The sequence below is a fragment of the Microbacterium sp. A20 genome, from assembly GCF_004794515.1.
In the GTDB taxonomy this organism is placed as follows: Bacteria; Actinomycetota; Actinomycetes; order Actinomycetales; family Microbacteriaceae; genus Microbacterium.
This window is the reverse complement of the sequence record NZ_SSDF01000085.1, coordinates 38,371-50,876: the sequence shown is the minus strand read 5'-3', so window position 1 is coordinate 50,876 and position 12,506 is coordinate 38,371. Positions and strand designations below refer to the sequence as shown.

13 protein-coding genes are annotated in these 12,506 nt (G+C 68.9%); 7 read left to right on the top strand and 6 right to left on the bottom strand.

The annotated features are described in order from the left end of the window. Positions 1–29: 29 nt before the first annotated feature. On the top strand, positions 30–1,592 hold the full coding sequence (locus tag DW298_RS14240; protein WP_136043123.1) for an alpha-N-arabinofuranosidase: 1,563 nt from the start codon (positions 30–32) through the stop codon (positions 1,590–1,592). A gap of 4 nt (positions 1,593–1,596) precedes the next feature. Here the strand turns inward: DW298_RS14240 and DW298_RS14235 are convergent, their stop codons facing one another. From DW298_RS14235 to DW298_RS14215, 5 genes are all read right to left on the bottom strand, one after another. Continuing rightward, positions 1,597–2,685 carry an alkene reductase gene (locus DW298_RS14235; protein WP_136043122.1) on the bottom strand — a complete coding sequence of 363 codons (1,089 nt, stop codon included), beginning with the start codon at positions 2,683–2,685 and terminating at the stop codon, positions 1,597–1,599. Between the two features lie 258 nt (positions 2,686–2,943). Beyond that, positions 2,944–3,441: a MarR family transcriptional regulator gene (locus DW298_RS14230; RefSeq protein ID WP_136043121.1), complete on the bottom strand. Its 498-nt coding sequence runs from the start codon at positions 3,439–3,441 to the stop codon at positions 2,944–2,946. Between the two features lie 53 nt (positions 3,442–3,494). Further along, complete coding sequence (locus DW298_RS14225) at positions 3,495–3,950, bottom strand: MarR family transcriptional regulator (protein ID WP_136043120.1); 456 nt, start codon at positions 3,948–3,950, stop codon at positions 3,495–3,497. A gap of 1 nt (position 3,951) precedes the next feature. Then, positions 3,952–5,667, bottom strand: coding sequence for an MDR family MFS transporter (locus tag DW298_RS14220; RefSeq protein ID WP_136043119.1), 1,716 nt, complete (start codon positions 5,665–5,667; stop codon positions 3,952–3,954). A 151-nt stretch (positions 5,668–5,818) separates the two neighbouring features. Continuing rightward, positions 5,819–6,814 carry a DMT family transporter gene (locus DW298_RS14215; protein WP_240745139.1) on the bottom strand — a complete coding sequence of 332 codons (996 nt, stop codon included), beginning with the start codon at positions 6,812–6,814 and terminating at the stop codon, positions 5,819–5,821. Positions 6,815–6,848: 34 nt separating this feature from the next. Here DW298_RS14215 and DW298_RS14210 point away from each other — a divergent pair, with 34 nt between their 5' ends. Both DW298_RS14210 and DW298_RS14205 read left to right on the top strand, forming a co-directional pair. Continuing rightward, positions 6,849–7,463, top strand: coding sequence for a TetR/AcrR family transcriptional regulator (locus DW298_RS14210; protein WP_136043118.1), 615 nt, complete (start codon positions 6,849–6,851; stop codon positions 7,461–7,463). 68 nt (positions 7,464–7,531) lie between these two features. Next, positions 7,532–8,422 (top strand): alpha/beta fold hydrolase, encoded by an 891-nt coding sequence (locus tag DW298_RS14205; protein WP_136043117.1) that lies wholly within the window; start codon positions 7,532–7,534, stop codon positions 8,420–8,422. A gap of 1 nt (position 8,423) precedes the next feature. On the opposite strand, the gene DW298_RS14200 is transcribed toward DW298_RS14205, so the two are convergent. Next, complete coding sequence (locus DW298_RS14200) at positions 8,424–9,185, bottom strand: glycosyltransferase family 2 protein (protein WP_136043116.1); 762 nt, start codon at positions 9,183–9,185, stop codon at positions 8,424–8,426. A gap of 88 nt (positions 9,186–9,273) precedes the next feature. On the opposite strand from DW298_RS14200, the gene DW298_RS14195 reads away from it, so the two are divergent. The 4 genes from DW298_RS14195 to DW298_RS14180 all read left to right on the top strand — a co-directional run bounded on the left by DW298_RS14195 (position 9,274) and on the right by DW298_RS14180 (position 12,505). Next, entirely contained in the window at positions 9,274–9,900 is a 627-nt protein-coding gene (locus tag DW298_RS14195) for an HAD family phosphatase (protein ID WP_136043115.1), read from the top strand. Then, complete coding sequence (locus DW298_RS14190) at positions 9,897–10,604, top strand: GDSL-type esterase/lipase family protein (RefSeq protein ID WP_136043114.1); 708 nt, start codon at positions 9,897–9,899, stop codon at positions 10,602–10,604. Before DW298_RS14195 ends, DW298_RS14190 begins: the two co-directional genes overlap by 4 nt. Before the next feature lie 75 nt (positions 10,605–10,679). Continuing rightward, a complete protein-coding gene (locus DW298_RS14185; protein ID WP_136043113.1) occupies positions 10,680–11,852 on the top strand; it encodes a histidine kinase in 1,173 nt (390 codons plus the stop codon). Then, complete coding sequence (locus DW298_RS14180) at positions 11,849–12,505, top strand: response regulator transcription factor (RefSeq protein ID WP_136043112.1); 657 nt, start codon at positions 11,849–11,851, stop codon at positions 12,503–12,505. Before DW298_RS14185 ends, DW298_RS14180 begins: the two co-directional genes overlap by 4 nt. Position 12,506: the final 1 nt, after the last annotated feature.

The following is a 12,506-nucleotide window of genomic DNA, read 5'->3' as shown; positions in this document are numbered from 1 at the left end:
GACCGTGAAGATCCGACCGAAAGGCAGAAATGACCGCCGCACGATTGACCTTCGACACCCAGCATCCGGTCGGGGCTGTGAACCGCCGCGTCTTCGGCTCCTTCGTGGAGCACCTCGGTCGATCCGTCTACGACGGCATCTACGAACCCGGACACCCGACCGCCGATGCGGAGGGTTTTCGCTCCGACGTGAAGGCGCTGGTGGCCGAACTCGGTGTGAGCGCGATCCGCTACCCCGGTGGCAACTTCGTCTCCGGATTCCGGTGGGAGGACAGCGTGGGCCCGCGGTCGCAGCGCCCCGCCCGGCTCGACCTCGCCTGGCATTCGGCGGAATCGAACGAAGTGGGCCTGCACGAGTTCGCGTCGTGGCTGGAGTCCGTCGGCAGTGAGCTCATGCTCGCGGTCAACCTGGGCACGCGCGGAACTCTGGAGGCACTCGACCTCTTGGAATACACCAACCTGAGCTCGGGATCGGCGCGGGCGGACGAACGGGCGGCGAACGGCCGGGCCGAGCCGTTCGACGTGCGGATGTGGTGCCTCGGGAACGAGATGGACGGGCCATGGCAGCTCGGTCACCGTTCGGCGGACGACTACGGCAAGCTCGCGGCACAGACGGCACGCGCCATGCGGATGTTCGATCCCTCGCTCGAGCTGGTCGTCTGCGGCTCCTCGAGCCGATCGATGCCGACCTTCGGGGACTGGGAGCGCGTCGTCCTCTCGCACACGTACGACGACATCGACTACATCTCCTGCCATGCCTACTACGAGGAGAAGGACGGCGACCTCGGGAGTTTCCTCGCATCGTCGGTCGATATGGACGAGTTCATCTCTTCGGTGATCGCGACCGTCGATCACGTCAAGGCAGCGAAGCGCAGCGACCACGTCGTGAACCTCTCGTTCGACGAGTGGAACGTCTGGTACAACACCCGGTTCGAGACCGTGGACAAGATCACCGGTGCGCAGAACTGGCCGACGGCGCCGCGACTCCTCGAAGACGCGTACTCGGTGGCGGACGCCGTGGTGGTGGGCAGCCTCCTCATCTCACTGCTGCGCCGGGCGGACAGGGTGACCAGCGCCTCACTCGCTCAACTGGTCAACGTGATCGCTCCGATCATGACGGAGCCGGGCGGCATCGCCTGGAAGCAGACGACGTTCTTCCCCTTCGCCGTCACCTCGGAGCTCGCATCCGGGCATTCCGTCCCGACCCATGTCGAGTGCGACCGCTATGAGACCGACACGTACGGGAATGTTCCGGTCATCGACGCCGTGACGACTTTCGACTCCGCCACGGCCAGCGTCAGCGTGTTCATGGTGAACCGATCGCAGACCGACCCGGTGACGCTCTCCTTCGACGTCTCGGAGTTCGGCGCTGTGCTGAAGGCGCAGGCCCGCACGCTCAGCGACGACGACGTCTACGCGGTGAACACCCTCGAGGATCCCGAGCGCGTGACCCTTCGACCGAACGAGACGCTGGTCATCTCCGACGGCGCCGCGGTCATCGAGCTGCCGCCCGTCTCGTGGACGGCCATCAGTCTCCGGGTCGCACCGGCGGCGCCTGCGGAGCCGCGCACGTCGGAGGGCGAGGCCCCGTGAGCCCTCAGACCCCGGCGCGCACGCCCTCCAGCGACGGGTAGTCGGTGTACCCCTCTGCCGTGCGACCGTAGAACAGCTGCGGGCGCGGGTCGTTGAGCTCGGCCCCCTCCCGCCACCGCTCGACCAGGTCGGGGTTGGCGATCACGGGGCGTCCTGCCGCAACGGCATCCGCCCACCCGTCGGCGACCAGCGCTTCGGCATCCTCCCGCGTGGTGACGACACCGAAGCCCGTGTTGATGATCAGCGGTGCGCCCGCCGTGCGCCGGATGTGCTGCACGAGCTCGCTCGTCGGTGCGGCGCTGAGCACATCGATGAAGGCGAGGCCGAGCGGGGCGAGACCCCGGGCGATGGCGGCGTAGGTCGCGTGGACGTCTGCGTCGTCCTCTTCGAGCACACCCTGGATGTTGTGCTGCGGCGACAGCCTGATGCCGGTGCGGTCGGCTCCCACCGCGGCGGCGACGGCGGCCGTGACCTCGATCGCGAAGCGGGCGCGGTTGTCGGGCGACCCGCCGTACCGGTCGTCGCGGATGTTCGACACCGGCGAGAGGAACTCGTGCACCAGGTAGCCGTTGGCTCCGTGCACCTCGACACCGTCGAAGCCGGCGGCGATCGCGTTGCGTGCGGCCTGCGCGAACTGCTCGACGACCTCGGGGATCTCGTCGAGGGTGAGGGCGTGAGCAACCGGCAGGTCGGCCTTGCCCACGGGCGTGTGGGTCTGACCGGGTGCGGCGAGCGCGCTCGGGGCGACCACACGAGGCTGCCCCGAGATCTCCGGGTGCCCTACTCGCCCACCGTGCATCAGCTGCATGACGATCGTGCCGCCCGCCTCGTGGACCGCGTCGGCGACGGGCCGCCACCCGTCGATCTGCGCGGGCGTGACGATGCCCGGCTGCCCCGCGTACGACTTGCCTTCGGCCGCCGGCCACGTGCCCTCGGAGATGATGAGGCCCTGACCCGCACGCTGCCGGTAGTACTCCACCATCACCTCGGTAGGCACCCCGTCGTCGTCCGCGCGGGTGCGGGTGAGCGGCGCCATGACGACGCGATTGGACAGCTGCAGGGCGCCGAAGACGGCCGGTTCGAAAAGAGTCACAGTGGGAGGTAAGGCGCGGACCGGTCGGGGTATTCCCCCGCCCCGCCGCCCGACCGCGATGCTCGGCCGCGCCCTTGCTGAGCACAACTTCGGATTCCGCGGCCGCCGCGCCGCTCAATCCGCCGGGCCGACGGCGTGTCCGCCCCGATCTCCGAAGTTGTGCTCAGGGAAGAAGTTGTGCTCAGGGAAGAAGTTGTGCTCAGGGAAGAAGTTGTGCTCAGGGAAGATGTGCGGCGGGAGGGTTGAGACTCCCGGGACTCAGTTGCCGCCGAGTGCGGACAGAAGTTCGGCGAAGTGGTCGAGGTCGGCGGCCGTCCACTTGCGCAACCGCTCGCCGATGCGCCCCTCGTAGCGGGAGCGGGCGACGGCGATCCGCTCCTGCGCCAGGTCGGTCGCGACGAGCACACGCGCGCGGCGGTCCTCCGGATCGTGCACACTCTCGACGAGTCCGAGCTGCTCGAGCTGGCGCACCTGACGACTCACCGCCGACTTGTCGGTCTGCAGGTGCTCGATGATCGCGCCGGCCGATGTCGCCTTGCCCGTCGCGATGGACGTGAGCACCTGGTATCCGAGCGGCTGGAGATCGGGATGCACGGTCGCTGCGGCCTCACGCCAGCTGATGCGGATGCGGGCGAAGAGTCGACCGAGTTCCTGCTCGACTCTGGTGACGGCCTGATCGAGGTCCGCTCCGCCCAGAAGATCCTCGTCAGAGGGTGATGCGGGGGTGTCGGCGGGGGCGTCGGGAGAGGCGCTCATGCTCGCCAGTGTACGGCGAAGCCCCGCTGTCGTTGGCGACAACGGGGCTTCACTCAGACCTCTGCGAGCAGCCGGAACGCCTTGGACGCCGCCTGGATCTCCTCGGGGGTCAGCTCGTCGACCACTGCCTGCAAGCGGGTGCCGTACTCACGGCGGACCTCGGCGAGCGCGGCACAAGCCGACGGCGTCGCGCTCAGCACCCGCAGCCGCCCGTCCCGCTCGTCCGGCCGGGACTCGAGAAGCTCCGCCTCTTCCAGCATCCGCACCTGGCGACTGATGACCGACTTGTCCATCTCGAACCGCTCGGCCAGCTCGTGCGCGTTCGCGGTGCCCGCCCGGGCGATGAACGTCAGCAGCTTGTACCCGGCCACCTGCAGCTCGGGGTGCACCCGAGCTGCAGACTCCTTCCAGAGCGACCTGGTCCTCGCGAAGATGAGGTTCAGGTGCGCCTGGAGGTCGCCGAGCGCGCTGTCGACATCCGTTGACGCGACCGCTTCGGGGGCGAGCATCTCAGCGCTCCTGGTCCCGATCTTCGCGTTCGAGAACGCGCACCGAACCGGTCGCGGGAGAGGCGGACTCCGCACCCCCGAGCCGGATGGCCCCGGTGGAGAGCGACGCGCCGACCTCGGCCTCGGAGACCTCGATCATCGACTCCTCCGCCTGCTCGAGCATCTGCTCGGCGGCATTCTTCGTCGACAGCGGCTTGTTCTTGATGAACGCGATCGCGATGATGGCGATCACCGCGAGCGGGATGGCGATGATGAACGAATCGGCGATGCCGTGCCCGTACGCGCCCTCGACGATCGTGCGGATCGTGTCGGGCAGCTGACCGACCTTCGGCACATCACCCGAGGCGAGGTGCTTGAGCGCCTCGACCTCGGCGGGCGTCGTCGGTGTGAAGCCGTCGAGCGAGTCGGTGATGTACGACGCGACGCTGGTCGACAGCATCGCGCCCATCACGGTGACGCCGATGGTGCCGGCGATCGTGCGGAAGAAGTTCACGTTCGACGACGCGGCGCCCAGCTGCTGCGGAGCGGTGTCGTTCTGCACGATGAGCGTGAGGTTCTGCATGACCATGCCGAGACCCGCACCGAGGATGAACATGTAGACGGCGACCAGCGGGAACGGGGTGTCGTAGCGCAGGGTGGCCATCAGGCTGACGCCGATGGTGGCGAGGATCGAGCCGGTCAGCATCCAGCCCTTCCACTTGCCGAAGCGGCTCACGAGCTGGCCGATGATGATCGACGCGCCCATCTGGCCGATGATCATCGGGATGGTCATGAGGCCGGACTCGGTGGGCGTGGCGCCACGGGCTAGCTGGAAGTACTGCGCGAGGAACACCGAGGTGGCGAACATCGAGACGCCGATGGCGATCGAGGCGATGACCGACAGCGTGAAGGTGCGGTTGCGGAACAGCGACATCGGCACGATCGGTTCCTTGACGAAGAACTCGACCGTGATGAAGGCGGCGATCGCGACTCCGGCGATCACGGCGAGCATGATGCTCGTCGAGGAGTCCCAGTCGAACTGGCTGCCGCCCATCGAGACCCAGATGAGCAGGGTCGAGACGCCGACCGCGAGCAGCACGATGCCGAAGTAGTCGATCGAGACCTTGCTGTCACGCTGGGGCTTGGGAAGGTGCAGGGTGAACTGCAGCAGCACGAGGGCGAGGATCGCGAACGGCACGCCGACGAAGAAGTTGGAGCGCCAGCCCCACACATCGGTGAGGAGGCCGCCGAGCAGCGGGCCGCCGATGGTGCCGAGGGCCATGATGCCGCCGACGACGCCCATGTACTTGCCGCGCTCACGCGGGGAGATGATGAGGGCCACGGCGATCATGACGAGCGACATCAGGCCGCCGACGCCGATGCCCTGGATGACGCGGACCGCGATGAGCATGTTCGTGTCGGTCGAGAAGCCGGCGATCACGGTGCCGACCGTGAAGAGGATGAGGGAGATCTGGACGAGCACCTTGCGGTCGACCAGGTCGGCGAGCTTGCCCCAGATCGGGGTGGAGACGGCGGTGGCCAGAAGGCTCGCGGTGATGACCCAGGTGTACTGGGACTGGGTGCCGCCGAGGTCGGCGATGATGACCGGCATCGAGGTCGACACGACGGTGCCCGAGAGCACGGCGACGAACATGCCGACGACGAGACCGGAGATCGCGGTGAAGACCTCGCGGGCCGAGCGGGTGGCTTCGGGTGCTGAGGATGGGGTGTTTGTCACTTGGTTTGACGCTCCTGCGTAGAAAGTTGATCGAGGTCAACCATACTCCGATAGTTGCGAAAGCGCAACTATCGGACGGGGGTGGCCCGGCGCCCCGTGCACAACTCCTCAAGAATCACGCGATTTCGCGCCGCAGGCCCCCGGATCGGGTCTACCCCCGACGATTCTGAGGAGTTGCGCACGCGGGCTCCGCGGCGGGCATGGCAGATCCGGATCGAAGCCCCGATCGAACACGGCTCGCCGTCGAGCGTGAGGCGCGCGTCTCACTCACGAGCACCGCAGCCACACCGCCCGCGCACAGCGCGAAGCCGAGCAGAGTCAGGACCGTGAGCGGCTCCCCCAGCAGGAGCGCGCCGGCCAGCGCTGTCGTCGGGGCGATCAGGAAGAGCAAGGCATTCAGCGCGGTGATGCCCACCCGGCGCAGCAGCCACCAATAGAGCCCGTAGGCCGCGAGCGTCGGAAACACCGCCGCGAACCCGACAGCCACCCAGAATGACGCGGATGCCGGCGGCACGAGCGCCCCGAAGACTGCGGCGACCGGCACGAGGGCCAGAGCTGTCACGGTCACGTGGATGGTGAGCGTCACGAGCGTGCCGGTCCGCGGTTCCGAACGGCGCTGGAGGAACGTTCCGACGATCAGGCTGGCCATCGCCAGGGCGGGCCAGACGTAGGCGACGGGGTGCGCGGTCGAGTCGTCGAGCTGCGAGCGCACCACCAGCAGCACTCCCCCGGCACCGATCAGGAGCCCGGCCCATTGCGCCCCGCGCACGCGCAGTCCGAGCAACGGGCCGACGAGGACGGCGATGACGAGCGGCTGCACGGCGTCGATCAGCGCCGTGGTGCCGGTGGCGACACCCGAGGCGATGGCCGCGTACACGGCCGTGCAGTATCCGAACTGGGCGAAGAGTCCGATGACGGCCTGACGCCCCACGTCGCCGCGCGTGACGCCACGCCCAGCCCCGGTGAATCCGACCACTGCGAGCAGGATCACGGCCAGCGGGACGAATCGCCACACCAGCAGAGCGAGGGGCGAGACATCGATCGGCACCATCGCCGGGACGAGGAAGCCGGAGCTCCAGGTGACGACGAAGGCCACGGATGCCGCGACCGTCACCCCGACACGAACTATACCGACCTGTATACCCATTTCTGTGACTATACAGGTTGGTATACTCGTTGTCATGGCCACCCCCGTTCCCGAGCTCGCTCCCCTCACGCCCGGCGCCGCCCGCGTGCTCGACGCCGCGTCACTGCTCTTCTACGAGCGCGGCATCCACGCGGTGGGCGTCGACACGATCGCCGAGGCGGCAGGCGTCACCAAGAAGACGCTGTATGACCGGTTCGGGTCGAAGGAGGCGCTGGTCGTCTCCTACCTGCAGCACCGCGACGCACGGTGGCGGGAACACGTAGCCGGACACCTCTCCCGCGTGCCGGAGCCCGGCATCGCGCGCGTGCTCGCCGTGTTCGACGCGGCCATCGCCTGGTCGGACGAGAACAGCCCCAAGGGCTGCAGCGCGATCAACGCGCGCGCCGAGATCGGCGACGGCCACGACGGCCACCCGGTCTTCCCCGAGGTGGCACGGCAGAAGTCCTGGCTGCTCGACCTCTTCGCCGAGCTCTGCCGGGAGGCCGGCGCTTCGGACGCCGATCTGATGTCGAAAGCCCTGATGCTGCTCTACGAGGGTGCCATCGTCACGGTCGGCATGGAGACCTTCGCCGCGCCGTTCGAGGTGGCACGCCAGCTGGCCCGCACGACGCTGGAGCAGGATCCGGGGCTGAACGCACCGTCCCGCTGACCCCCTAAGCCGGACGGTGCCCGCGCGTGATGCTCCCGCGGATGCGGCTCGGGGAGTAGCTTTTCAGCGTGTCGACGGATTCGCGGAGTGAGCGGGCGCATATCGCCCCGGCCGAGCTCGACGCGGCGATCGGCGACGTCGACTGGACGGTGCCGCCGCCCGGGTCGAGGGCTTCAAGATTCTCCGCACCGAGCGGCGAGCTGGCCGTGGTGTCGCTGGGCGATCCCACACATCCGCGTGTGGTCCTGGTCCCCGGCGCGACGGGTTCGAAAGAGGACTTCGCCCTGATGCTGCCGCTCCTGGCGGATGCCGGGTTCTTCGTGCAGTCGTTCGACCTCGCCGGGCAGTACGAATCGCATGCCGCCGGTGCGCACACGACGTACACGTACGAGCTGTTCATCGGCGACCTCATCGCCTTCCTCGAAGCCGGCACCCCCGCTCATCTGCTGGGCTATTCCTTCGCCGGCACGATCGCACAGCTGGTCGCCGTCCGACGCCCCGAGCTCGTGCTCTCCCTGACACTCCTGACCACTCCGCCCGGCGTCGGCAACGTCTTCGCGACCATGAAGTGGCTGGGCCCGATCGCCCCGATAGCAAGCCCTCGTCGCGGTGCCGGACTCATGATCTGGGGGATCGTGACGAACAAGAACCGGGTTCTGCCCCGGAGGCTCGAGTTCGTCCGTTCCCGGTTCGCGCTCACGAGCAGACGCAGCGTCGATGAGATCGTCGGGCTCATGATGACCGCCCCGGACGTGCGGGGCCGCGTGCGGGCGCTGCCGATCCCCAAGCTGGTCGTCGCCGGCTCGCACGACCTGTGGCCGCTGGCCGCCCACGAACGGTACGCCCACGACATCGATGCCGACTTCCGCGCCTACCCCACTGGCCACAGCCCCAGCGAGACCACTCCGCATCAGCTCACCGCGGACCTGCTCGAGCTCTACGCGCGCGCCGTCGGGTGACTCAGCCGCGGAGGGCTCCGGTCTCGGCCTCACGCCGCGCCCGTCGCCGCACGTGCAGCGGCTCGTGCGGCAGGTGCAGCCGGACCGTGGGGAGCACGTAGCTCAGCCGACGCCGGAGGGATGCCCAGTCCCGGAACGGACGCGCCGACACCTCGACGACGAGACTCCGGTCCCGCAGCACGGTCATCTCGGGGCGCACATGGAACGACAGGTCGAAGTCGTCGTGAATGTTCTGCTCCTCGCGGTGCACCTCGCCGCTCAGCATCCGCCAGGTCTCGGCACGCATCGCCATGTTCGAGCCGAAGAGCGGCGCATGCCCGAGCAGAGGGGTGAGCACGGTGTACATGCCTCCGATGTAGAGGTGCTCCCCCATCCAGTGCACGAGCGGCGTCGAGCCGTAGAAGCTCGGGTCGCCGGTGAGGAAGTCGAGGCCGTCGTGGCTGCGGAACGTCCGCTCGATCCGCTCGATCCAGTCGGGCCTCGGTCGCGAGTCGGCGTCCAACCGCGCGATGATGTCGCCGGTCGCCGCGTCATAGCCGGCCGCCGAGGCGCGAGGGATGCCCTGGACCGACTCGGTCACCACTCGTGCGCCGTACCGCTCGGCGACCTCAACGGTGTCATCGGTGCTGCCGTTGTCGACGACGACGACCTCGTCGGCTCTGCGTGTCTGCCGATCGAGGGCGCGAAGGCACTGTTCGAGAAGGACGGCGTCGTTCCGCACCGGGATCACCACCGAGACGGAACGGGGGAAGACGGTCGTCATCGTTCTCCTGTCCTGTCCAGTGCGAGGGCGTCGGTGACAGTCTCCACCCGGCGGTCGATTCAGGCGGCGATTGAGAGAGGATGGACGGATGATCCGAGTAGTGGTGTTCGACCTCGACGGAGTGATCCGTCACTTCGATCCTGCCTACGTGGCCGAGATCGAGCGCCGCCACGATCTCGAGTCGGGAACGATCGCGGGCACCGCGTTCTCCGCTCCTCTGATCGACGAGGTCACCACAGGGAGGATCACCCGCACGGAGTGGGTGCACCGGATCGGCGAGCGGATCGGCAACACGACGGCGGCCACGGAGTGGGGCGTTCACCCTGCCGTGGTCGACGGGGACGTGCTGGCCCTGTCCGATGAGGTCCGTGCCGCGGGGCTCCGCACGGCGGTGCTCACCAACGGCACCGACACCATCCCGAACGAGCTCGCCGCCCACGGCATCACCGACCGCTTCGACGCCGTCTTCAACTCCGCCGAGATCGGCTTCGCGAAACCCGATGCACGCGCGTTCCAGCATGTGCTCGATGCGCTCGAGGTGGAAGCGTCCGAGGTGCTCTTCACCGACGATTCCCCGTCGAAGCTCGCCGGAGCGGAGAGCCTGTCGATCCACACTCACCTCTTCGCGGGAGCGGACGACCTGCGCGCGCGGCTGATCGCGGTGGGGGTCGGGATCGAAAGCCCCGCGCGTGAGGCTCTCGAGGAAGCGAAGTGACCCGGGCGCGCGGACCTCGGGCGCGCGTCGCACGCGGTTTCGCCGCATCGCTCGCCGTGCTGGCGGGCGTGGGCGCGATCGCATACCGCCGCATCATGTTCCCGCCGGTCCCCCGCCGGCGGGAACAGCAGGTGACCATCGCCGCCGTGGGCGACAGCAACACCTACGGGGCAGGCGCGCTGCTGCGGGGCCGCCATCGCCACTCGTATCCTGCGCAGCTCGAGCGGATCCTCGGCGACAGATACCAGGTGCTCAACTACGGCGTGAATCGGTGCACGCTGCAGCGGGAAGGCGACTGGCCGTACGACGCGACTCCCCAGGGCACGGGGTCGCTGGAGGCCGGAGCGGACATCGTGCTCATCATGCTCGGCTCGAACGATGCCCGCGGCGACAACTGGAATGCGGAGCGCTACCGGTCCCAGCTCGCCGCGTTCGTCGAGCGCTATCGCACGCGCGGCGCGACCGTCTTCCTGCTGACTCCACCCGTCGCGTTCCCCAATCGCCGCGGGGTCCACGAGCGGATCATCGCCGACGAGGTGGCCCCGATCGTGCGCGCCGTCGCGAGCACTCTGGGGGTCGATCTGATCGACGTGTTCGACGTCACCAGTCAGTCCGTCACGCGGCATCCGGACGGCATCCACCTCGATGTCCGCGCCAGCGCCCTCGTCGCTGAAGCGGTCGCCGGCGCGATACGGATGCCGTAGCGACCGGGCCACCACCCCCACACTCACCCGGACGGGTGATCCGCCGCCCCGAACCCGCATGAGAGCATGAGGGCGATGCGGTCCGAGGCCTCTGTCGCGAGTCCCCGTCGGCACGCCTGGCTGCGTGTCGACGTCATCGTGGCGCTCATCGCCCTCGTGATCCTGCTGCCGTCGAGCATCGCGATCCTCACAGAGCCGGCCACCCGCCCCGAGCCGTGGATCCTCGCGCTCATGATCGCCCTGTACGTGGTGCTGCACCTCGCGACGCTGCTCGCCGTCCGGCACCCGACCGCCGCCATCGTGATCGCGAACGCCGTCATGTGCGCTCTCGTGCTGGTCCCCGGCATCCGCGCGGCTTCCGGGGCGTTCCTCCCCTCGGCCGCGGCCTACCTCCTGGTCATCGGCCAGGTCGCCGCGCAGACCCGCTCGACCGTGCGGATCGCGGCGCTGGCGGGCGGTATCTTCGGGGCGGCCCTCATCGCCTTCACGGAACTACGGCTCGACGATCCGGAGCTTCGCCTCGGCGCATTCCTCGGACTCAGCGGCGCGATCGCCGCGGCCTGGGCGCTGGGGCTGGTCCTGAGGGTGCGGCGCGACCAGGCCGAGGAGCGGATGGCGGCGCGCGTCTCGCAGGCGATCGCGGACGAACGCGGACGGATCAACCGGGACCTGCACGATCTCGTCGCCCACTCGATGACGGTGATGATCGCCCAGGCGGAGGTCGCCCGCACGTTGCGCGCCGATGACCCCGACCGGAGCGACGCCGCTCTCGGCATCGTCGTGGACACCGGCCGCGAGGCTCTGCGCGGAATGCGCGCGGTCGTCTCCGACGATGCCCCGCGCGAGCCGTTGCCCACGATCGACTCCCTGGAGGAGCTGGTCGAGGGAGTACGCACCCCCTCGACCATTGTGCGGCTGACAGAGTCGGGCACCAGGACTCCGCTTCGCGCCGATGCCACGCTGGCGCTGCATCACGCCGTGCGCGAGGCGCTCACCAACGCCATCCGTCACAATGCGCCTCCGGTCGCGATCGGGGTGCGGATCGACTGGCGGACGGATGCGGTGCAGGCAACGATCGAAGACGACGGAGGGTCCGGCCCCGTCGTGACCGATCTCGGCAGCGGCGTGGGCCTGGTCGGGATCACCGAGCGGGTGCGGCTCGCCGGCGGCACGCTCACCGCACACGGACGGGATCCGCGCGGATGGATCGTCACGGTGGATCTCCCGACCGAGAGGACCATCGGATGACCCTGCGCATCCTGATCGTCGACGACCAGGAGCTGTTCCGCACCGCCATCGCGCTGATGCTGTCGCGCGACTCGCGCCTGTCGGACGTTGCCACCGCATCCTCGGGCGAAGCGGCGATCGCGCACGTGCGGGCGCATGCCGTCGACGTGGTCCTGATGGACATCCGGATGCCGGGGATGGACGGCATCGCCGCCACCCGCGAGGTGCTGCGGCTCCGCCCCGCCACCCGGGTGCTGATCCTGACCACGTTCGACCTGGACGAATACGTGTACGCCGCGATCCGCGAGGGGGCGAGCGGCTTCCTGACGAAGGACGCCAGCCCTGCGGAACTCGCGGATGCCGCGGTCGCGGTGGCCGCCGGCGAGTCGGTGATGTCGTCGCGGGCCACCGAGGCGCTGATCGGATTCGTCCGCGATGGCGCTCCCGGAGCGGACCCGGCATCGGCGCTCGCCGCCCTCAGCCCTCGGGAGCAGGAGGTGGCCCGCGCTCTCGCCACCGGCGCCTCGAACGACGACATCGCTCGGAAGCTGTTCCTCTCGGCGAACACGGTGAAGACGCACGTGAAGGCCGTCCTCGCGAAGCTCGGCGTTCCCGATCGGGTGCACGTCGTCATCTGGGCGTACGAGAACGGCCTGCTGCGACCGGGGCGCTGAC